General features: G+C 71.8%; 19 protein-coding genes and 1 pseudogene. 10 read left to right on the plus strand and 10 right to left on the minus strand.

The features are described 5' to 3' along the window. Window positions 1-9 precede the first annotated feature (9 nt). From OG992_RS20180 to OG992_RS20190, 3 genes are all read left to right on the plus strand, one after another. Window positions 10-969 carry a hypothetical protein gene (locus OG992_RS20180; protein ID WP_238685286.1) on the plus strand — a complete coding sequence of 320 codons (960 nt, stop codon included), beginning with the start codon at window positions 10-12 and terminating at the stop codon, window positions 967-969. After that, complete coding sequence (locus OG992_RS20185) at window positions 966-2,228, plus strand: adenylosuccinate synthetase (protein ID WP_266304038.1); 1,263 nt, start codon at window positions 966-968, stop codon at window positions 2,226-2,228. The genes OG992_RS20180 and OG992_RS20185 overlap by 4 nt, the downstream gene beginning before the upstream one ends. A 204-nt stretch (window positions 2,229-2,432) precedes the next feature. Continuing rightward, the gene (locus OG992_RS20190) at window positions 2,433-3,068 is read left to right on the plus strand and encodes a DedA family protein (protein WP_238685284.1); all 636 of its coding nucleotides are present in this window, start codon (window positions 2,433-2,435) and stop codon (window positions 3,066-3,068) included. Between the two features lie 6 nt (window positions 3,069-3,074). On the opposite strand, the gene OG992_RS20195 is transcribed toward OG992_RS20190, so the two are convergent. Continuing rightward, window positions 3,075-3,716, minus strand: coding sequence for a response regulator transcription factor (locus tag OG992_RS20195; protein WP_238685283.1), 642 nt, complete (start codon window positions 3,714-3,716; stop codon window positions 3,075-3,077). Further along, window positions 3,713-4,864 carry a sensor histidine kinase gene (locus OG992_RS20200; RefSeq protein WP_266304039.1) on the minus strand — a complete coding sequence of 384 codons (1,152 nt, stop codon included), beginning with the start codon at window positions 4,862-4,864 and terminating at the stop codon, window positions 3,713-3,715. Before OG992_RS20200 ends, OG992_RS20195 begins: the two co-directional genes overlap by 4 nt. Before the next feature lie 167 nt (window positions 4,865-5,031). Between OG992_RS20200 and OG992_RS20205 the strand changes: the two genes are divergently transcribed. After that, window positions 5,032-5,700, plus strand: coding sequence for a DedA family protein (locus OG992_RS20205; RefSeq protein ID WP_266305238.1), 669 nt, complete (start codon window positions 5,032-5,034; stop codon window positions 5,698-5,700). On the opposite strand, the gene OG992_RS20210 is transcribed toward OG992_RS20205, so the two are convergent. Further along, a complete protein-coding gene (locus tag OG992_RS20210; protein WP_112586169.1) occupies window positions 5,675-6,313 on the minus strand; it encodes a TetR/AcrR family transcriptional regulator in 639 nt (212 codons plus the stop codon). The genes OG992_RS20205 and OG992_RS20210 overlap by 26 nt on opposite strands. Before the next feature lie 67 nt (window positions 6,314-6,380). On the opposite strand from OG992_RS20210, the gene OG992_RS20215 reads away from it, so the two are divergent. The 3 genes from OG992_RS20215 to OG992_RS20225 all read left to right on the plus strand — a co-directional run bounded on the left by OG992_RS20215 (window position 6,381) and on the right by OG992_RS20225 (window position 9,808). Next, entirely contained in the window at window positions 6,381-6,833 is a 453-nt protein-coding gene (locus OG992_RS20215; protein WP_196920508.1) for an SCP2 sterol-binding domain-containing protein, read from the plus strand. Window position 6,834: 1 nt separating this feature from the next. Beyond that, complete coding sequence (locus OG992_RS20220) at window positions 6,835-8,049, plus strand: acyl-CoA dehydrogenase family protein (protein ID WP_238685281.1); 1,215 nt, start codon at window positions 6,835-6,837, stop codon at window positions 8,047-8,049. Between the two features lie 196 nt (window positions 8,050-8,245). Beyond that, window positions 8,246-9,808 carry an AMP-binding protein gene (locus OG992_RS20225; RefSeq protein WP_266305239.1) on the plus strand — a complete coding sequence of 521 codons (1,563 nt, stop codon included), beginning with the start codon at window positions 8,246-8,248 and terminating at the stop codon, window positions 9,806-9,808. A gap of 50 nt (window positions 9,809-9,858) precedes the next feature. On the opposite strand, the gene purD is transcribed toward OG992_RS20225, so the two are convergent. The 4 genes and pseudogenes from purD to OG992_RS20240 all read right to left on the minus strand — a co-directional run bounded on the left by purD (window position 9,859) and on the right by OG992_RS20240 (window position 13,654). After that, window positions 9,859-11,109, minus strand: coding sequence for a phosphoribosylamine--glycine ligase (gene purD / locus OG992_RS20230; RefSeq protein WP_266304040.1), 1,251 nt, complete (start codon window positions 11,107-11,109; stop codon window positions 9,859-9,861). Window positions 11,110-11,214: 105 nt separating this feature from the next. Next, on the minus strand, window positions 11,215-11,784 hold the full coding sequence (locus OG992_RS20235; RefSeq protein WP_238689268.1) for an endonuclease domain-containing protein: 570 nt from the start codon (window positions 11,782-11,784) through the stop codon (window positions 11,215-11,217). A 228-nt stretch (window positions 11,785-12,012) separates the two neighbouring features. Further along, window positions 12,013-12,171 (minus strand): annotated as a pseudogene (locus tag OG992_RS33815) (type IV toxin-antitoxin system AbiEi family antitoxin domain-containing protein); the annotation flags it as partial. Between the two features lie 193 nt (window positions 12,172-12,364). Continuing rightward, a complete protein-coding gene (locus OG992_RS20240) occupies window positions 12,365-13,654 on the minus strand; it encodes an adenylosuccinate synthase (RefSeq protein ID WP_238685279.1) in 1,290 nt (429 codons plus the stop codon). Window positions 13,655-13,778: 124 nt separating this feature from the next. On the opposite strand from OG992_RS20240, the gene OG992_RS20245 reads away from it, so the two are divergent. Beyond that, on the plus strand, window positions 13,779-14,873 hold the full coding sequence (locus OG992_RS20245) for an acylglycerol kinase family protein (protein WP_238685278.1): 1,095 nt from the start codon (window positions 13,779-13,781) through the stop codon (window positions 14,871-14,873). A 758-nt stretch (window positions 14,874-15,631) separates the two neighbouring features. Next, window positions 15,632-17,329 carry a chromosome partitioning protein gene (locus tag OG992_RS20250; protein ID WP_323181955.1) on the plus strand — a complete coding sequence of 566 codons (1,698 nt, stop codon included), beginning with the start codon at window positions 15,632-15,634 and terminating at the stop codon, window positions 17,327-17,329. 44 nt (window positions 17,330-17,373) lie between these two features. Here the strand turns inward: OG992_RS20250 and OG992_RS20255 are convergent, their stop codons facing one another. After that, complete coding sequence (locus OG992_RS20255) at window positions 17,374-17,802, minus strand: DUF3151 domain-containing protein (protein ID WP_238685276.1); 429 nt, start codon at window positions 17,800-17,802, stop codon at window positions 17,374-17,376. A gap of 249 nt (window positions 17,803-18,051) precedes the next feature. Here OG992_RS20255 and OG992_RS20260 point away from each other — a divergent pair, with 249 nt between their 5' ends. Then, complete coding sequence (locus OG992_RS20260; RefSeq protein WP_238685275.1) at window positions 18,052-19,245, plus strand: LOG family protein; 1,194 nt, start codon at window positions 18,052-18,054, stop codon at window positions 19,243-19,245. Between the two features lie 51 nt (window positions 19,246-19,296). On the opposite strand, the gene fbaA is transcribed toward OG992_RS20260, so the two are convergent. Together fbaA and OG992_RS20270 are read right to left on the minus strand one after the other, a co-directional pair. Next, complete coding sequence (fbaA, locus tag OG992_RS20265) at window positions 19,297-20,322, minus strand: class II fructose-bisphosphate aldolase (protein WP_266304042.1); 1,026 nt, start codon at window positions 20,320-20,322, stop codon at window positions 19,297-19,299. Between the two features lie 136 nt (window positions 20,323-20,458). Next, window positions 20,459-20,842 (minus strand): phage holin family protein, encoded by a 384-nt coding sequence (locus OG992_RS20270; RefSeq protein WP_238677616.1) that lies wholly within the window; start codon window positions 20,840-20,842, stop codon window positions 20,459-20,461. Between the last annotated feature and the right edge of the window lie 26 nt (window positions 20,843-20,868).

A 20,868-nucleotide genomic window follows, 5' to 3' on the forward strand; every position in this document is an offset into this window, starting at 1 on the left:
GGAGCTGTCATGGGCAGTGGAATCTGGTCCACCGACGTGTACGACGCCGCCGACCGCTACCGCCGGTCCACCGGCAAGAGCGCCTTCTCCTACAGCGACAGCGGGGCGCGCACCGTGCACCCCGCGCTCGACCCCAGGGACGCGACCCGCGAGAGCCGCGACTCCGACGAGCACCCCCGGTCGACGCCCGTCGCGGTGCTCTTCGACGTGACCGGCTCGATGCGCACGGTGCCGCGGGTCCTGCAGACCAAGCTGCCGCAACTGCTCGGGCTGCTGCAACGGCAGGGCTACGCCAGCGACCCGCAGATCATGTTCGGCGCCATCGGCGACGCCACCTGCGACCGGGTGCCGTTGCAGGTGGGCCAGTTCGAGTCGGACAACCGGATGGACGACGACCTCGGCCGGATCGTGCTGGAGGGCGGTGGCGGCGGACAGATGAGCGAGTCGTACGAGCTGGCCATGTACTTCATGGCCCGGCACACAGTCACCGACAACTGGGAGAAGCGCGGCCGGCGCGGCTACCTGTTCATCATCGGCGACGAACTGGCGTACCAGCGGGTGAAGGCCCGGGAGGTGGCCGGCCTGATCGGGGACGGCCTCTCCGAGGACGTGCCGCTGCGGCAGGTGGTCGACGAGGTGACCCGCCGCTGGGATACCTACTACCTGCTCCCCGCCGGCAGCCACTACGCCGGCAACGCCAAGGTGCTCGACTTCTGGCGAGACCTGCTCGGGCAGAACACCGTAGTGCTCGACGACCTCGACGCGGTCTGCGAGACCATCGCACTGACCATCGGCCTCGGCGAACAGGCCATCGACCTGGACGAGGGCCTGCGCGACCTGGACCGCGCCGGCTCCGGCGCCACCGGGACCGTGTCGAAGGCGCTGGCCCGCCTCGGCCGGGAACGGCGCGCCCAGGTGTCGACGCTGCCGACATTCACCGACACGGCCAGCGGGGTGACCCGGCTGTGAACCACGTGGCGGTGGTCGACCTCGGCTACGGCGACGCCGGCAAGGGCACCGTGGTGGACTGGCTCTGCGCCACCCGTCCCGTGCACACCGTGGTCCGCTTCAACGGGGGCGCGCAGGCGGCACACAACGTCGTGCTGCCCGACGGGCGGCACCACACGTTCGCACAGTTCGGCGCCGGCACGTTCCATCCCGGTGTGCGTACGCACCTGTCCCGGCACGTGGTGGTGGACCCGCTGGCGTTGGCCGCCGAGGCCGACCACCTCGGGACGGTGGGGGTGCCCGACGCACTCGACCGGCTGACCGTCGACGGGGACGCGCTGCTCGCCACCCCGTACCACCGGGCCGCCAACCGGGCCCGCGAGATCGCCCGGGGAGCCGACCGGCACGGCTCCTGCGGGCTGGGAGTGGGCGAGGCCGTCGCGTACGGTCTCGCCCACCCCGACGACGCGCCGCGGGTCGCCGACTGCCACCACCCAGCGCTGCTGCGCCGCCGGCTGACCACACTGCGGGATCGGCTGACGGCCGAACTGGGCCCCCTGGACGCGCCACCGATCGAGGACTGCCTGCCCGCGTTCACCGGGTTCGCCGGGCGGGTCGCCATCGTCGACGGCGGTTGGCTCGCCGGGGCGCTCCGCTCCGGGACCTGCGTCTTCGAGGGCGCGCAGGGGGTGCTGCTCGACGAGTGGCACGGCTTCCACCCGTACACCACCTGGAGCACCACGACGTTCGCCAACGTCGACGGCCTGCTCGCCGAGGCGGGCCGGCCCGGCGACGTGACCCGGATCGGGGTGCTCCGCGTGGTCACCACCCGGCACGGGCACGGCCCGCTGGTGACCGAGGACCGGAGCCTGCCGTTCGCCGACGCGCACAACGCCACCAACCCGTGGCAGGGCCGGTTCCGGTTCGGCCACTTCGACGCGGTCGCCCACCGGTACGCCCTCGCCGCAGCCGGCGGCGTCGACGGCCTGGCCCTGACCCACCTCGACCTGGCCGGCCCCGACCTGCGGATCTGCCGCCGCTACGACACCACCGACCGGCTCACCCCGGGCCCGCCCGGTGACCTCGACCGGCAGGCCGCGCTCACCGCCCGCCTGCTGCGCTCCCGCCCGCTGTACGACGAAGCGCCGCAGGACTGGCCGGCAGCGGTGAGCGCGGAGCTGGACACCCCTGTGGTGCTCACCTCACACGGCCCCACCGCCGACAACAAGACCCCACAAGGTCCACTGCTAGCCCCACCAACCCTGGCCCACACAGCCTGACCCACCCCACCCCACCCCACCCCAACCCGCCCCAACCCCGCCCCAACCCCGCCCCAACCCCGCCGATCTTGCACTTTCGGTCGTTGTTCTGCGGCTTTTGCAGGTATTGGTCCGGACACAAAGTGCAAGATCGGCGCGGGGAGAGGTGGGGGTTATCCGGCAGCTTCGGCCACCGGGCGGGTCGCACACGGCGAGCATGGGGGCATGGACTCCGCGCTCGACCTGCTCCGGCAGCTGGTCACCTCACCGTGGGTGTACCTGCTGATCTTCGGGCTCACGGCGGTCGACGCGTTCTTTCCGGCCGTACCCGGCGAGGCGGCCGTCATCACCGCCGCCGTGCTCTCCACCAGCGGAAATCCCAAGCTGGCGGCGGTGATCGTCGCCGCCGCGCTGGGCGCCTGCGCCGGCGACCACGTCTCGTACGCCATCGGGCGCGGTGGCGGCGCGAGACGCTTCGCCGGGTTTCCCGACGGCAGCCGCCGACGAGCCAGCTCGGAGTGGGCCCGGCGCGCACTGAACCGGCGTGGCGGGCTGATCCTGACCACCTCCCGGTATCTGCCGGGTGGGCGGACCGCCGTCACCCTCACCATGGGCGCGGTGCGCTATCCTCGCCGGTCGTTCCTGCTGTACGACGCGATCGCGACGGTCACCTGGGCCCTGTACTGCGGGCTGCTCGGCTACTTCGGTGGGCTGGCCTTCGAACGGCACCCCGTCAAGGGCATCCTCGCCGGGATCGGCCTGTCGGTGATCGTCACACTGGGCATCGAGGGCATCCGTTGGCTGCGCCACCGGGCGCGCCGCCGCGCCGCCGCCACCACCGATCGGGCCGGACCGACCTGACATGCGTCACAGCAGGTCGGCATCGTGCACCAGGATGGCCAGCTGCACCCGATTGCCCGCGTGCAGTTTCGCCAGCGCCCGGCTGACGTGCGCCTTGACGGTGGCCTCGCTCATCGTCAGCCGCCGGGCGATCTCCGCGTTGCCGTGCCCGCGTGCCACCTCCCGGACGATCGCCAACTCCCGTTCGGTCAGCGGTGCGAGCCGCTCGCGGGCCGCGTCCCGGCGGGCCGGGCCACGCTCGGCGAACGAGCTGATCAGGCGCCGGGTCACCGTCGGTGCGAGCATCGCGTTACCGGCGGCCACCGTCCGGACGGCGGCGGCCAACTCCCGGGGCGGGGTGTCCTTGAGCAGGAAGCCGACAGCGCCGGCCCGCAGCGCCCGGTGCACGTACTCGTCGAGGTCGAAGGTGGTCAGCATGATCACCTTCGGGCCGACGGCGACCACGTCGGGCGCCACGGTCAGCCCGTCGACGCCCGGCATCCGCACGTCGAGCAACACCACGTCGGGGCGTAACCGCTGGGCCTGCTCCAGCGCGCCGACGCCGTCAGCCGCCTCACCGACGACAGTGATGTCCTCCGCCGCCTCAAGGATCAGCCGCAGCCCGGCCCGAACCAGCTGCTCGTCGTCGACCACCACGACCCGGATCACGCCGCACCCGCCAGCGGGATCAGGGCCCGGACCAGGAAACCGCCGTCCACGGGAGCTGCCTCCAGCCGGCCGCCGAGCAGCTCCACCCGCTCACGCAACCCGAGCAGCCCCTGCCCGGCACCCGGCAGCGCCGACCCGCCCTCGGAAGGGCCGTTGCGGACCAGCACCTCCAGCCCGTCGGGCAGGTAGCGCAGGCAGACGGTCGTCTCGGCGTCGGCCGCGTGCTTGCGCACGTTGGTCAGCGCCTCACGGACCACCCGGTACGCGGTACGCCCCAGCGTCTCCGGCAGTGCCGTCGGCACACCCTCGTCCTGCCGGGACACCCGCAGCCCGGCGGCACGGGACTCCCCGATCAACTCGTCCAACGTGTCGAGCCCCCGCTCCGGCGTCACGGTCGGGCCTGCCTGGCGCAGCACACCCAGCACCTCGCGCAGGTCGGTGAGCGCCTGCCGGCCGGTCGTCCGGATCAGCACGGCGGCCTCGACGGTCGCCGGGTCCACGGCGGTCACCTCCAGCGCACCGGCATGCACCACCATCAACGAGACCCGGTGTGCCACCACGTCGTGCATCTCCCGGGCGATCCGGGTCCGCTCCTCGGCGCGGACCCGGTCGGCGCGGGCCTCCTGCTCGCGTTCCAGCCGCTCGGCCCGGTCCCGCAGGGCGGCGAGCGTGTCCTGACGGGCCCGCACCCAGAGGCCGAAGACCAACGGAAGCCCCACCAGGCAGGCGGCGAGCAGCAGCACGTTGCCGGTGCTGGCGGTGGTGATCCGGCGTACGCCGCCGACCGCCAGCCCGACCAGCACCCCGCCGGTCAACACCAGGGCCGCCCCGGCGAGGTAGCCGGCGAGTTGGCGACCGCGCAACCGCAGACCCGCCTGGTACGAGGCCAGCACCCCGGCCGCCGCCGCGGCGAGCACCAACCAGCCGACCGCCGCGGCCAGGAACAACGGCCAGCGGCGGCTCCGGAGCGTGCCGGCGGCCCACGCCGAGCCCAGTGCGATCAGCAGCACGACCGCGCTCGGCAGCGGCGAGCGGACCCCGATGTCACCGGTCGCGCTGGCCCACACGGCCGCGGCGACCAGGACGGCGAGCAGCGGCGGGGCGTACCGATGGACGACCCGCCGGAGGGCGACGGCGCTGGAGGCCACGCAGCGAGCCTAGGGCCCTTTGGGCGCAAGGGGCCGCCCCGCGCCCCGGGACCCGGGTGAGGTGGGGGATGACCCCGAGGCACAGTCCGGGCCGGCCGCTACCTAAGTAGTGCCGTCCACCTGACCACTGGCCGATGTCGGTAGCCGCCGTCCCGACCAGCATCGAAATCATGGATCTGCTCGACCTGCTGCACGACACGATGTCCTCGCCCTGGGTGTACCTGGCGATCTTCGCGATCGCGGTGCTCGACGGCTTCTTCCCGGTGGTGCCGAGCGAGACGGCGGTGATCACCGCCGGGGTGTTCGCGGCCTCCGGAGCGCCGTACCTGCCGGCGGTGATCCTGGTAGCCGCCGCCGGGGCGCTGGTCGGCGACCACATCTCGTACGCCATCGGGCGGGGTGGCGGCACCCGGCTGCTCGACCGGCTGCCGCCCCACGGTCGACGTCGAGCCGCCATCGACCGGGCCCGTCGGGGGATCGCCACCCGGGGCGGTCTGATCCTCACAGTGGCCCGCTACATTCCGGGCGGCCGAACCGCTGTCACGCTCACAATGGGTGCCGTGCGCTATCCACGGCGACGGTTCCTGGCCTTCGACGCGCTGGCCGCCGGCTCGTGGGGGCTCTACTCGGCGCTGGTCGGCTACGTCGGCGGGTTGGCGTTCGAGCAGGACCCGCTGCGTGGCCTCCTGCTCGGTCTGGGCCTCGCCCTGACGGTGACGGTGGTCGTCGAGGTGGTCCGCTGGCTCCGCAACCGCCGCCGTACGGCGCGGGCTGGCGAGCCGGACACCGACGCCCTTCCCGCCGGGGCCGTCAGTCGGCCGGCGGACGCCAGGTGACGCCGTGCAGCAGTTGGGCGGCACCCAACCAGGCCACGTTCATCATCCGGGTGGCAGTCTTCTCCGGGTCCGCGTCCGGGTGGTCCGCGAGCCAGTCGGCCAACGACTCGGTCGCGCCGACCAGGGCGTACGCGACGACCTCCAGGTCGATGGCGGCGATCTCACGGCCCTCGGCGCGCAACGCGTGGTCGAGCATCCCGGCTACCACCTCGACCAGCCGAGCCCGCATGGTGGCCAGCTCTCCGGCGAACGGCTGCTCGCCCCGGGCCTGCCGGTAGAGCACCGCCCAGCCGTCCCGGTGGGCGCCCACGAAGCCGAAGAACGCCCTCAACCCGCGCCAGAGCCGCTCGTCGGCCGGCAGGTCGGGAGCCGCCGCCCCGGCGATGGCCTGCATCATCCGGGTGCCCTCCCGGTGCAGGCAGGCGACGAAGAGTTCCTCCTTGGTGCCGAGGTACGCGTACACCATGGGTTTGGAGATGCCGGCGTCCTCGGCGATCTCGTCCATGCTGGCGGCGTGGAAGCCACGTCGAGAGAAGACCTTGACGGCCGCGTCGAGCATCTGCTGCTCGCGGACGGCGCGAGGCAGGCGCTTGAAGGCGGGGACGCTGGACACCTTGCGAGCATACCTACTCGTGCGTAGGGTTACGCGCGAGTAGCCAATCTTCCGGAAGGCGCACCTGATGACTGACTTCGACCCGGCCACCTTCGCCAACGTGGGCCCCAAGGAGTTCGCCCAGCTGGTCAAGTCCACCCCGGACGACAAGATCGCCCAGGTGATGTCCGGCGACCTGCGCGACAAGGTCCTGGGCGAGGTGTTCGGCCGGATGCCGTCGCTGTTCCGCGCGGACCGCGCCGGTTCCACCAACGCGGTCATCCACTGGATCATCACCGGTCGCCCCGACGGCGGCAGCGACACCTACGAGGTGGTCATCGCCGACGGCACCTGCGTCGTCAACGAGACCCCGCAGCACGACCCGAAGCTGAGCCTCACCATGGGCCCTGTCGAGTTCCTGAAGATCGTCTCCGGTGGCGCCAACCCGGTGATGATGTTCATGACCGGCAAGTTGAAGGCGAAGGGCGACCTCGGCCTCGCCGCCAACATCGCCAACCTGTTCGACATCCCCAAGGCCTGACATGGCTGAGTTCTCGCTCGACCTGAACGAGGAACAGCGGGATCTACGCGACTGGGTGCACGGCTTCGCCGCCGAGGTCGTGCGCCCAGCCGCAGCCGAGTGGGACGAGCGCGAGGACACCCCGTGGCCGGTGATCCAGGAAGCCGCCAAGGTCGGCCTCTACGGCTTCGAGTTCCTCGCCACCTGCTGGGCCGACCCCACCGGGCTCTCCCTGCCGATCGCCAGCGAGGAACTCTTCTGGGGTGACGCCGGCATCGGCATGAGCATCTTCGGCACCTCGCTCGCCGTCGCCGCCATCTACGGCGCCGGCACCCCCGATCAGATGGTCGAGTGGGTGCCGCAGTGCTTCGGCGACGTCGACTCGCCATCCGTCGCCGCCTTCTGCACCAGCGAGCCGGAAGCCGGTTCCGACGTCGGCGCGATGCGCACCCGGGCCGTCTACGACGAGGCCACCGACGAATGGGTGCTCACCGGCCAGAAGGCGTACGCCACCAACGGCGGAATCGCCGGAGTGCACGTGGTCACCGCCTCCGTCGACCCCGCGCTCGGCTCCCGGGGCCAGGCGGCGTTCGTCGTACCGCCGGGCACCCCCGGCCTGGCCGCCACCCGCAAGCTGCGCAAACTCGGCCTCCGCGCGTCACACACCGCCGACGTCTTCCTCGACGGGGTACGCGTACCCGGCCGCTGCCTGCTCGGCGGACGAGACGCCCTGCTGGCACGCCTGGACCGGGCCCGCTCCGGTCAGCGGGCCACCGGACAGGCCGCGATGCGCACCTTCGAGCTGTCCCGACCCACCGTCGGCGCCCAGGCGCTCGGCGTGGCCCGGGCCGCCTACGAGTACGCCCTCGACTACGCGAAGGACCGGGTCCAGTTCGGACGCCCGATCATCGAGAACCAGGCGGTCGCGTTCGCGCTGGCCGACATGCGGATGGAAATCGACGCGGCGCGGCTGCTGGTCTGGCGAGCCTCGTGGATGGGCCGCAACAACCGTCCATTCACCGCCGGCGAAGGATCGATGTCCAAGCTCAAGGCCGGCGAGGTGGCCGTGTCGGTCACCGAGAAGGCAGTGCAACTGCTCGGCGGAGCCGGCTTCCTGCGTGACCACCCGGTCGAGCGCTGGTACCGGGACGCCAAGATCTACACCATCTTCGAGGGCACCTCGGAAATCCAACGACTGGTCATCTCCCGGGCGATCTCCGGGATGCAGATTCGCTGACCGCCGTCGGCCCAGCCCCTCCTTGAGCGGGGTCGGGCCGACGGCGGCCGAATTCCACGATCTGTGCCGTCTTTGTCACCCCACGCCGACGCCAACTGGGCCTTCAGCCGCGCCCAGTGCATGATCAAGGAAAGAAGCCCTGATGGACGGGCGGGCCACCGCCCCGCCCGCGCACCACCCCGAGGAGGTCTGCGGCATGGACCTGCCGTTCATCGTTGCCACGTTGACCCGTCGCGGGCTGCTCACCCCCGGCAGCCCGGTCCGAGTCGCCTCGCAGCTCAACGCGTTGCGCACGTGGGGGTGGAGCCTGGCCGGCGAGCTACGCCAAGCAGCCGCCCGGGACCCGGGCCGTCCCGCCGTCATCGACGAGAACGGCGTCGAACTGACCTACCACGACCTGCTCGACCGGGCCGAACGGATGGCCCGCTCGATGCGGGCCGGGCTCGGCGTACAGGCCGGCGACCGGATCGGCGTGCTCTGCCGCAACCACCACGGGCTGATCGAGACGATCGTCGCCGCCACCCTGCTCGGCGTCGACGCGGTACTGGTCAACACCGGGCTCAGCGCCGCCCAACTGGGCACCGTCGCCGAGGAACAGCGACTGCGGCTCCTCGTGCACGACGACGAGTTCGCCGAGCGGGTCCTCGGCCTCCCCGCCGAGCTGCCCCGGCTCGACGAACGCGCCCGCGAGGAATTGGTGGCCGGGGCACTACCGGGTGACCTGCACCCGCCCGAGCGCGACGGTCGGATCATCGTGCTCACCTCCGGCACCACCGGTACGCCCAAGGGCGCTCGCCGGCCGACGCCCAGCGGCTTCGGCCCACTGGTGTCCATCATCGACCGCATCCCCCTGCACGCCCGGAATCGCGTGATGATCGCCGCCCCGATCTTCCACACCTGGGGATTCGCCGCCCTCCAGGTCTGCCTGGCACTACGGGCCACCATCGTGCTGCACCGCCGCTTCGACCCGGCCGCCACTCTCGCCGCCCTGAGCACGCACCGGTGCGACGCGCTCTTCGCCGTACCGGTGATGATGCAACGGCTGCTGGAGGTGCCCCCGCCGGACCCGCGCCCCCAGCTCACCGTCGTCGCGGTCAGCGGCTCCGCCCTGCCCGGCGGGCTGGCCCCGAAGTTCATGGACGTCTACGGAGACGTCCTCTACAACCTCTACGGGTCCACCGAGGTCTCCTGGGCCTCCATCGCCGGCCCGCAGGACCTGCGTCAGGCACCCACCACCGCTGGCCGTCCGCCGCACGGCACCCGGCTGGAACTGCTCGACGACGACGGCCAGCCCGTACCGGACGGACGGGTCGGGCGGATCTTCGTCGGCAACGAGATGCTCTTCGAGGGCTACACCTCCGGTGCCAACCGGGAAACCCACGACGGCCTGCTCGACACCGGCGACCTCGGCCGGCTCAACGCCGACGGGCTGCTCTTCGTCGACGGCCGAGCCGACGACATGATCGTCTCTGGCGGTGAGAACGTCTTCCCGTCCGAGGTGGAGGACCTGCTCGCGCAACTGCCACAGGTCCGCGAGGCCGCCGTGATCGGCGTGCCCGACCCCGAGTACGGCCAGCGCCTCTCCGCGTTCCTCGCCCTGCACCCCGGCGAAACCCTCGACCCCGAGGCGGTCCGCGAATACGTCCGGCACTTCCTGGCCCGGTTCAGCGTCCCCCGGGACGTGATCTTCGTGAAGTACCTGCCCCGCAACGCCACCGGCAAGGTGCTCACCCGAGAACTACGCCGCTACTACGGCTGACGGTGGCGAGGCGCGGCGACTCGTGCGTGCCGCCGGGTCGACGTCGGTGTTCAGCCGGGAATCGTGATCCGATCCTCGATCGCGGCGGCGGCGATGTCGGTGCGGTGCTGCGAGCCGGCCAACTCCACCCCGTCCACCAGCGCGTACGCGGCGTCCCGCGCGGCGGTAAGGTCGGCGCCGGTGGCCGTACCGCAGAGGACCCGGCCGCCGGCGGAGAGCAACGCGCCGTCGCTGGCCCGGCGGGCGGTGCCCGCGTGGATGATGCCCGGACGGTCTGCACCGGTGATCACATCGCCGGTGCGCGGCGCGGCCGGATAACCCGCCGAGGCGAGCACCACTGTCACGGCGCTCCCGTCCCGCCACCGCAGCGGCGGGTGCTCGGCCAACGAACCGGTGGCCGCCGCGTGCAGCAGCCCACCCAGCGGGGTCTCCAGCAGCGCGAGCACCACCTGGGTCTCCGGGTCACCGAAGCGCGCGTTGAACTCGATCACCCGCGGGCCGGCGGCGGTGATCGCGAGACCGACGTAGAGCAGGCCGGCGAACGGGGTGCCCCGGCGACGCATCTCCGCGAGCGTCGGGTGCACCACATCGCGCATGACATCGTCAACCAGGCCGGGCGGGGTCCAGGCCAACGGCGCGTACGCCCCCATGCCACCGGTGTTCGGCCCGGTGTCGCCGTCGCCGAGACGCTTGAAGTCCTGTGCCGGCACCAGCGGCACGGCCGCCTCGCCGTCGGTGACCACGAAGAGGCTGACCTCCGGGCCGTCGAGGAACTCCTCGACCACGACACGTCCACACTCGTCCGCGTGCGCCAACGCGGCGGCCCGGTCGTCGGTCACCACCACGCCCTTGCCGGCGGCGAGCCCGTCGTCCTTCACCACGTACGGCGCGCCGAACTCGTCCAGCGCCCGAGCGGTGCTCACCTCGTCCGTGCAGACGTACGCCCGAGCGGTCGGCACGCCGGCGGCGGTCATCACGTCCTTGGCGAACGCCTTGGAGCCCTCCAGTTGCGCGGCCGCACCGGACGGACCGAACACGGCGATGCCCTTGGCGCGTACCGCATCGGCGACCCCGGCGACCAGTGGGGCCTCGGGCCCGACCACCACCAGGTCAGCCCCCACCTCCACGGCCAGCGCCGCCACCGCGGCCGGATCTGTCGGAGTGACCGCTCGCAGCTCAGCCACGCTGGCGATCCCCGGATTACCCGGCGCCGCGATCAGCGCGGAGACACCCGAATCCGCCACCAGGCCAAGCGCAAGCGCGTGCTCCCGCCCGCCACCACCCACCAAAAGAACCCGCACGCCCGAGATCCTACTGTCCCCCTCCACCTCGCCCGCCCCCGTAGGGCCTCGGTGATCAAGAGGTTTGCGTCAGCGGTGGACTCGTTCTTGACGGAAACCTCTTGATCACCTTCGTTGGGCGACCGCGACCGCGATCGCTTGGCGGACTGTTTGGGGGATGTAGGTGGGGTGGAGGGTGTCCTGCCAGGTGAATCGGAGGATGGTCCAGCCGGCGTTGACCAGGCGGTTCTGGCGACGGCGGTCGGCGTAGGCGGCCTCCGGGGTGCCATGCGCGTCTCGGCCGTCCGCTTCGGCAATCAGCCTTGGGCCGCGCCAGCCCAGGTCGCCAATGCCGAGCAGATAGCCGTCATCGTCGCGCACTTCCAACTGCAGCGTGTCCGGTGGCACCCGGCCGTCCACGCACCGCAGCCGGCTACGCGTCTCCAGCGGCGACTGCGCCCGCCCGTCCGCCTCGGCGAGGCAGGCGCGTGCCATGACCGCGCCCCGACGTCCCCGGATCAGGCTCGGAATGGCCGCCAGATGTGCCGGATCGATGCGACCCTGGTTCAGAGCTGAGTCGAGGACCGAAACCGCTGGATAACGATCAACCCGAAGGATGACGTCCGAGACGGTGCGAAGCGGAGAGGTCGCCGGGATGCCCGCAACCTGGACGATGTCGCCGGGGCCGACGGTCACCTGATGCACCGTCAACCACGGCACCAGTGAGCGCTGAGGTCGGGGTCGTTCGACTGGCACCGAGACGTGGACCTGTGCTGTCCGGCGAAGACCCGCGATGCCGTGCAACTCCAACGCGGAGTCCAGAACAGCGAAGGCGCCTGGGCCGAGGCTCACGACCGCAGCGCGGATTCGCGCCCGCCGACGCGTCGAATCACTCAACTCCGCTTCTGGAACGAAGCACCCACGGAGAAGCCGCTGCCACCTGCCGGACCGGTGTAACTGTCGGATCTGGTCCCTGGTCAGGCCGGCACGCAATGCCTGGCCCAGGGTGACCATGCCGTCCTGCCCGGCCGCGATGTGGCGTAAAAGTTGATGTGCACCCACACCCACACCCTGCCCACCCACCCCCCTCGAACGAAGCCCCTGTGGACAACCCTCGAGCCCCTGTGGATAACCCCACAGTCCGCCCCGGTGATCAAGAGCTTTACGTCAACCTCGCGGCCAGATCTGACGCAAACTTCTTGATCACCGAGGCGAGCACCGAGGTGGGGTGGGGGTGGGGGTGGGGTGGGGTGGGGGTGGGGGTGGGGGGTGGGGGTTAGGGGAGGAGGGGGTGGAGGACTACGTTTTCTTCTCGGCCTGGGCCTACGCCTACGACGCTGACCTTCGTGTTGCAGAGTTCTTCGACCCTCGCGATGTAGCGGCGGGCGTTCTCCGGGAGGTCGTCGATGGTGCGGGCCTTGGTGATGTCCTCCCACCAGCCGTCGAGTTCCTCGAAGACGGGCTTGGCGTGGTGGAAGTCCGTCTGGCTCATCGGCATGTCGTCGACCCGGACGCCGTTGATCTCGTAACCGACGCAGATCGGCACCTTCGGCAGGCCGGTGAGCACGTCCAGCTTGGTGATGACCAGGTCGGTGACGCCGTTGAGGCGGCAGGCGTACCGGGCGACGACCGCGTCGAACCACCCGCACCGGCGCTCCCGCCCGGTGGTGGTGCCGTACTCCGCGCCGACCTTGCGCAGGTGGTCACCGTTGGCGTCGAACAGCTCGGTGGGGAACGGCCCGGCACCCACCCGGGTGGTGTACGCCTTGCTCACCGCGATGACCTTGTTGATCGCGGTCGGCGGGATGCCAGCGCCCACGCAGGCGCCACCGGCGGTCGGGTTGGACGAGGTCACGAAGGGGTAGGTGCCGTGGTCCATGTCGAGCATGGTGGCCTGGGCGCCTTCCAGTAGCACCGTCTCGCCCCGGTCCAGGGCGTCCCAGAGCATCGCCCGGGTCTCCGCGATGTACGGCTTGAGCCGCTCCGCGTACGCCAGGTACTCCTCGACGGTCGCCTCGAGGTCGATCGCCTTGCGGTTGTAGACCTTGAACAGGATCTGGTTCTTCTCGCGCAGCGCGAGTTCCAGCTTCTTGCGCAGGATGCCCGGGTCGAGCAGGTCCTGGAGGCGGATACCGATCCGGGCGACCTTGTCGCCGTACGCCGGGCCGATGCCGCGGCCGGTGGTGCCGATCCGGGACGAGCCGAGGTAGCGCTCGATGACCCGGTCCAGCGCCCGGTGGTGCGGCATGATCAGGTGCGCGTCACCGGAGATCCGCAGCCGGGACACGTCGACGCCGCGCTCCGCCAGGCCGTCGATCTCGGCGAGCAGCACCTTCGGGTCGACCACCACACCGTTGCCGATGACGATCATCGCGTTCGGCGAGAGCGCGCCGGACGGCATCAGGTGCAGCGCGTACTTCTGGCCGTCCGGGGTGATCACCGTGTGCCCGGCGTTGTTGCCGCCGGAGTAGCGCACGACGTAGTCGACCCGCTCACCCAGCAGGTCGGTAACCTTGCCCTTGCCCTCGTCGCCCCACTGAGCGCCGATGAGCACGATCGCTGGCATCTTTTCCGCCTCCAGAAGGCTCGGGTGCCAGGTGGCGACCGCTCGGCGAGCCCGGGGTGTCAGGTTAACAAGTAGTGACGGCGTGGCCGGCAGGGGTCGCGTCGAGAGGCAGGAGGCTCCTTCCGTGTACGACGTGGTGCTGCTCACCCTCGGTTCGGAGCGGGACGCTCCCGGGGGCTGTGGCAGCGGCGGGGCCTGCTGCGGCGGCGCGACCGGGGCCGACACCGCCCCAACGAGCCAGACCGACACCGGCCACGCCAACAGTGACCAGACCGACTCCGGCCGAGCGAACACCGACCAGACCGACACCGGCCAGGCCAGCACCGACACCGAGCAGTGCGCGACGGAGCGGCCACGGGTGCCGGTGCTGGCATGCGCCGACGCGCTGAACGCCCGGGGCGCCCGGGTGGAGACGGTCACCGCCCGCTCCGACGCCGAGATCGACGCGGTGTTGGCCCGGCTCGACGGCCCGCCCCGCCCGGACGGCCTCACCTGGCCGGACCCGGACAGCAAGACCCGGCTGGTCATCGCCACCGCCAGCGACGGGCAGTTGCGCGCCGTGCTGCGCCGGCTGGTCAAGCGGTACGCCCCGGCGCCGAGCAAGCGCCCGGCGGATCTGCCCGGCAACCGGACCCTGCCCGACCTGCCGCCGGTGGCCGTACTCCCGCTCGACCCGGCCCGTGGTGGCACCCACCGGGACCTGGCCGCGCAGCTCGGGCTGCCCCGTGATCCGGCGGCGGTGGCCGCCGCGGTGCTGGACGGCTCACCGCGGCGACTGGACCTGCTGCGCAACGACGGCGGCTCGGTGACCCTGGACGGCGCGCTCCTCGGCGCTGCCGACGACGCCGGCCGGCCGCTGCACTGGCGCGCCCGGGTGGAGGTCGACGACACCATCCTCACCGACGGTGCGGAACCGTTGCTGGCCTGTGCGGTCGGCAACGCCGGCGGGTACGCGACGCTCAACGACGTGACGCTGCTGACCGCGCCGGACCCGGCCGACGGCCAGGTCGAGGTCGCGGTGGCCGTGCCGGTGGTCGTCCGCTCGGCGTGGGGACGCAAGCGGGTACGCCTCGAAGTTCGGCGGGCCCGTGGGCGGGCGGTGTCGGTGCTGCCCAGGGAGGGCAAGGTGCCGTACCTCGACGATGGTGTCGAGGGCGAGCTGACCCGTAAGCGTTCCTGGTGGGTCGAGCCGGGCGCCTGGGCGGTCTGGTCGAACTGACCTCGACCGCACCGACCGGCCGACCTGCCTGCACCGATCGGCCCTGTTGGGTGATTGGGCCTATCCTCGCAGGAGGACTGGGGAGGGCCGTAATGGACGAGAACGCCGACCGGGCGCAGGTGCCCGGCCAGCAGCCGGTGCCGGAGCGGGACGTCGAACCACTCTGGCCACCGGATCCGGGTGACCGGGGCGCGGTGCCGCCGTGGGCTGCGGTCGCCGAGCAGCGGGGTGGGCCGTCGTCGGTCACGCCACCGGTCACGCCACCGGTGGCCGCGCCGCCGACCGGGCGACCGCCGGTGCCCGGCCAGCCCGGCGCCGCGGCCCAGTCGCCTCCCTCGCCGTCGGATTACCCGTCGCTCACCGGTGTCGTTCCGGCGCCCGGGGGGTGGGGGGTCAGCGGCCCGTCCGGCGCCGGGTCGGGTTGGGCACCGGCGCAGCCGAGTTGGCCGCCACCGACCGCCCCGGCCGCTGCGTCACCGCCGCCCGTTCCGCCGGCGACCGGTGCCCAGCCGACGACGCCGTCGACCGGCCCGGGGAGCAACGGCGGTCCAGCCGTCCCCGGCATCCCGGGTTCCGCCGCGACACCGACCACCACCTCCGCGCCGAGGGACGGCCGTCCCGCCACGAGCGACGCGGGCAGTGCTGCGCCCGACGCGGCCAGCCAGGCCAGCGAAGCGGCGCAGGTACAGCCCGGCGACCGGGGTCCGACCGCCGCGCCGGTCGCCCCGGGCGGCGTCGACCTGAACCTGCCGTTCACCCTGGACCAGCCGACCCGCGCCGCCGCATCGGCACCCACCGACCGTCCCACCGCGTCCGCCGCCAGCCCGAACGCCACCGCCAGCCCGAACGCCACTGACGGCCCGCACGCCACCGACGGCCCGACGGCCGCCGGCCCCGCGCCGGCAGACCCCTCGGCCGCAGGCCCTGCGGTGGCCGGTCCGGCACCGCAGCCTGGTAGTCCGGAAGCACAGCCCGGCGGGTCCGCGCCACAGGCCGGCGGATCAGCACCACAGGCGGGACCAGCACCGCAGGCTGGTGGACCCGGTGCGGACGGGTCCGCTGACGGGCCGGCGCGGCCGATAGCCGAGTCGCCGTGGGCGTACCCGCCGCAACGCGCGGCCGGAACGGCCGCGCCCGCCCACGACGAGGCCGGCGCGACGCCTCCGATTCCGCCGCCGCCGATCGTTCCGCACGCCGGTCCCGCGCAGGCACACCCCGGGCAGCCGCTCATCCCCGGCCAGGCCGGCCCGGCACAGATTCCGCCGCCGCCCGACGTGACGCAGTTCAGCAACCCGCCGCACGGCCTTGCCGCACCGCAGCACGCTCCTGGGCAGGCCGGGCCGGGGACCCCACCGCCCGGGCCGTTCCCGCCCTCGCCGGGTTGGTATCCACCGCCCTGGCAGCAGGGCTCGCCCGGCGGCGCGCCCGGGCAGCCGTACCAGGAGGCCGACGGGGTGACCCGGGTGCCGGCCCCCGCGTACCCGGACGCGACCGCGTACCCGGACGCGAGTTGGACACCGGACACCACAGCCGCACCGACCGCCGAGGACTTCGCCCGACGCCGCCAGGTACGACCCGCCGACCCGGTGGCGACAATGGGTGTACGCGCGGTGGTCAACAAGATGGGCCTGCTCCGGCTCTCTCCGGGGCGGCACGAGCAGGAGCTCAAGCGGGACATCGAGATGGTGCGCCGCAACTTCGGCGGTCTGCGGCAGGTGACAGTCGTCAACCCGAAGGGCGGCGCCGGCAAGACGGTGGCCATCCTGCTGCTCGCGATGACGTTCGGTCAGAAGCGCGGCGGCTACGTGCTGGCCTGGGACAACAACGAAACCCAGGGCACCCTCGGGATGCGGGCCCAACAGGACTTCCACTCCCGCACCGTGCGGGACATGTTGCGTGACCTCGGGCAGTTCCAGGGCGCGCACGGGCGGGTCGGCGACCTGTCGCAGTACGTCCGCTCGCAGGGCGAGGGGATGTTCGACGTCCTGGCCTCGGACGAGTCGGCCACCGGTGGCGAGATGTTGACGGCTGCCGCGTTCGCCGAGATCCGTGAGGTGGTCAGCCGGTTCTACAAGTTGATCTTCGTGGACACCGGGAACAACGTCCGAGCGCAGAACTGGCAGGCGTCGATGGATGCCACCGACCAGTTGGTGGTCACCATGTCGGCCCGTAACGACTCCGCCGAGACCGCCGCCCGGATGCTCGACCACCTGGAGCAGAGCGGCCGGCAACGGCTGGTCCGTCAGGCCGTGACTGTGGTGTCGATGCCACCGTCCCGCAAGGAGATCGACCTGCCGGCCATCCAGGAGCACTTCGCGGCCCGCACCCGGGCGGTGCTGCTGGCCCCGTACGAGCGGCTCATCGACAGCGGCGAGCCGATCCGGTACGGCGGGCTCTCCTCGGCCACCAGGGACGCCTGGCTGAAGATCGCCGCGGCGGTCGCCGAAGGGTTGTAACCGCCGACGGCCGGCCCAATGTCGGGCCGGCCGTCGGGGCGGGGTCAGTTGCTCGCCAGCGCGTCCGCCGCTTCCGGGTCGCAGTCGCGCAGGAACTGGGCACAGCGGGCCGCCTCGTCGGCCTCGCCGATCTCGTCGGCGGCGCGGGACAGCACGTAGAGGCAGCGGAGGAAGCCCCGATTGGGCTCGTGTGACCACGGCACCGGGCCGTGCCCCTTCCAACCACTGCGGCGCAGTTGATCGAGGCCCCGGTGGTATCCGGTGCGGGCGTACGCGTACGCCGTCACCACCTGACCCTGCGCGAACGCCCGCGCCGCGAGCTCCGCCCAGGCCGCGCTGTAGGTCGGGAAGCCGGCCGCCACATTGGCGTACGCCTCATCGGTGCCGGCCTCGGCGGCGGCGGCCAGGGCGGCGTCGGCCTCGTCGTTCACGGGCAGGCGGGTGGCCGGTGGCTCTGGCAAAAGGTTCTGCATCGCCCCATTCAACCCGCTGGACAGTGCGACACGCGAGCGGGTCGGCCGACGTGTCCCGCTGAACGGCTGAGGAGTTGGTCACGCCTGCGGCCTATGCCGCTGCCTGGTGTTTTCCACTACAACTAATGGTCCGGAGCCTCCCCAGGAACCGGTTATGCAGGAGCCCGGTGGCCACGACCACCGGGCTCCTGTCGGTTCCACCCCTGGCCCGAGGTTTGACCGGGCCTGGTGGAGGGGCAGGATGGCCCGGTGCCGACCCCACCTCCCGCGGACGTCATCGAGCCGCACCTGCACGCCGGTGAGATCCAGACCCGTGCCGAGTTCGACAATCAGTTGGCCACCGGTCGGCTGACCGGGCTGACCGTGCAGGGCCTACGGCTCGACCTCGCGCCGGTGCCCGACCTGACCGGCGTCGACGTCGCGGGCACCCTCTTCGTCGGTTGCCGGTTCGCGTCCCGGGACGTGGGCGCCGACCTGGTCCGGCGTGGCGCGAACGTGGTGCCGCCGTTCTCCGGGTTGCCGTACCCGACCCAGCCGACGCACCTGTACACCCCGGACGACCTGGCCGCCGGGTTCGCCGAGGGCGGGTTCACCGGGATGTACGACACCCGGGTGTACGACCACTACCGGGCGCACGGCGGCGCGTTGCCGGACGTCAAGGAGGCGTTGGGTCAGCGGCTGCACGACCACGGCGTGGACAACGCGCTGGCCGACGCCACCCGGGTCTGGCTGACCGCGTACGGGCCGCAGTCGGTGGTGGGCATCATGGGCGGGCACGCGGTGCGGCGCGGCAGCCCGGCGTACCGGATGGCGGCCGTGCTGGGTTGGGAGCTGGCACGGGCTGATCGGCTGGTGGTGACCGGCGGCGGCCCGGGTGTGATGGAGGCCGCGAACCTCGGCGCCTACCTGGCGGACCGGCCGGCGACCGACGTGACGGCGGCGATCGACCTGCTGGCCACCGCCCCCGACTTCACCGACCACCACCGCTACACGGCTACCGCGCTGACGGTCCGGCAGCGGTACGCGGGGGTGCCCCGGCAGCGTGGCGACGACCTGGGCTGGGCGCGTGCGGGTGGCCTGGCCATTCCGACCTGGTTGTACGGACACGAGCCGGCGAACCTGTTCGCCGGGCGGATCGCGAAGTACTTCTCGAACGCGATCCGGGAGGACACCATCCTGCGCCTCGCCCGGGGCGGCATCGTCTTCGCGCCGGGGCGGGCGGGCACTGTGCAGGAGGTGTTCCAGGCGGCCACCAAGACCTACTACGGCACCGACGGCGCCAGCGGGGCGTACATCTTCCTGGACCGCGCCTACTGGACCGTGGAGCTGCCGGTGGAGGCGCTGTTGCGTCCGCTGCTGGCCGCGTCCCCGTTCGGCGACCTGTCGTCGACGATCCACCTCACCGACGACGTCCGCGAGGCGGTACGCCTGCTGACGACCTGACGACGACGGCCGACTCCCCGTGCGGGGAGCCGGCCGTCGGGTGGGGCGTCGTTACTTGGTCATCGTGGTGCCGGTCGAGCGCAGGTGCTCGCAGGCCTCGACGACCCGGGCGGCCAGGCCGGCCTCGGCGGCCTTGCCCCAGGCACGCGGGTCGTACAGCTTCTTGTTGCCGACCTCGCCGTCGATCTTCAGCACGCCGTCGTAGTTGCGGAGCATGTGGTCCGCGACGGGGCGGGTGAAGGCGTACTGGGTGTCGGTGTCGATGTTCATCTTCACCACGCCGTAGTCCAGAGCCTCGCGGATCTCGCTCAGCAGGGAGCCCGAGCCGCCGTGGAAGACCAGGCTGAGCGGCTTGTCCTTGCCGTACTTGGCGCCGACGGCGTCCTGGATCTGCTTGAGGATCTCCGGACGCAGCTTGACGTTGCCCGGCTTGTAGACGCCGTGCACGTTGCCGAAGGTCAGCGCCGCCATGTAGCGGCCCTTCTCGCCGAGGCCGAGCGCCTCGACCATGGCCAGGCCGTCATCGGTGGTGGTGTAGAGCTTGTCGTTGATGGCGTTCTCGACGCCGTCCTCCTCGCCACCGACGACACCGACCTCGATCTCAAGGACGATCTTGGCCTTGGCGGCCTCGTCGAGCAGCTGCGCGGCGATCTCAAGGTTCTCCGCGACCGGCACGGCCGAGCCGTCCCACATGTGCGACTGGTACAGCGGCTCCTCGCCGCGCTTCACCCGCTCCTGCGAGATGCCCATCAGCGGACGCACGAACCCGTCCAGCTTGTCCTTCGGGCAGTGGTCGGTGTGCAGGGCGATGTTCACCGAGTACTTCTTGGCGACCTCGTGCGCGTACGCGGCGAACGCCACCGCGCCGGTGACCATGTCCTTGATCGAGGGGCCGGAGAGGTATTCGGCGCCACCGGTGGAAACCTGGATGATGCCGTCGCTCTCCGCGTCGGCGAAGCCCTTGAGCGCCGCGTTCAGCGTCTGGGAGGAGGTCACGTTGATCGCGGGGTACGCGTACCGGCCAGCCTTGGCGCGGTCCAGCATCTCCGCGTAAGCCTCGGGGGAAGCGATGGGCATGTGATGCGCTCCTTACTTACCACTCTCGGCCGTGCTGGCCGCTGTTCTTCATTTGTGCGCCGGACCGCGCTGTCCTCCGCCCGGAAGTATCCCGTAGGTGAGGTGCGCCGGAACAACCGACCCGGGTCCTAGCCGTTCACCGGCGGTCCAGGTTGTCCGGCACGATGACGCTGATCAACCAGGTCACCACTGTCATCACGATGGCTCCCCAGAACGCCGGCCAGAATCCGTCCACCTGGAACGGCAGGTCGAGCCCACTGGCGATCCGGTCGGTGAGCAGGAACAGCAACGCGTTGACCACCAGCGCGAACAGGCCCAGGGTCAGCAGGTAGAACACACAACCGACGACTCGGATCACCGGCTTGAGCACCGCGTTGATCACGCCGAAGATCAGCGCCACCACGATCAGGGTGAGGACTGTGTTGCCACCCGAACGACCGTGCACGTCGACCCCGGGCACGATCAGCGTGGTTATCCACAACGCGACAGCGGTGATCGCCAGTCTGATGAGGAAGCCCACTGCACCATCCTGGCACCGGGTCGCGT

Source organism: Micromonospora sp. NBC_00362 (assembly GCF_026342155.1).
Taxonomy (GTDB): domain Bacteria; phylum Actinomycetota; class Actinomycetes; order Mycobacteriales; family Micromonosporaceae; genus Micromonospora; species Micromonospora hortensis.

Coding starts and splice junctions, on each gene's coding strand:
- OG992_RS20180 (WP_238685286.1), top strand. CDS start 10: ATGGGCAGTGGAATCTGGTCCACCGACGTGTACGACGCCGCCGACCGC.
- OG992_RS20190 (WP_238685284.1), top strand. CDS start 2,433: ATGGACTCCGCGCTCGACCTGCTCCGGCAGCTGGTCACCTCACCGTGG.
- OG992_RS20215 (WP_196920508.1), top strand. CDS start 6,381: ATGACTGACTTCGACCCGGCCACCTTCGCCAACGTGGGCCCCAAGGAG.
- OG992_RS20220 (WP_238685281.1), top strand. CDS start 6,835: ATGGCTGAGTTCTCGCTCGACCTGAACGAGGAACAGCGGGATCTACGC.
- OG992_RS20225 (WP_266305239.1), top strand. CDS start 8,246: ATGGACCTGCCGTTCATCGTTGCCACGTTGACCCGTCGCGGGCTGCTC.
- OG992_RS20240 (WP_238685279.1), bottom strand. CDS start 13,654: ATGCCAGCGATCGTGCTCATCGGCGCTCAGTGGGGCGACGAGGGCAAG.
- OG992_RS20255 (WP_238685276.1), bottom strand. CDS start 17,802: ATGCAGAACCTTTTGCCAGAGCCACCGGCCACCCGCCTGCCCGTGAAC.
- fbaA (WP_266304042.1), bottom strand. CDS start 20,322: ATGCCCATCGCTTCCCCCGAGGCTTACGCGGAGATGCTGGACCGCGCC.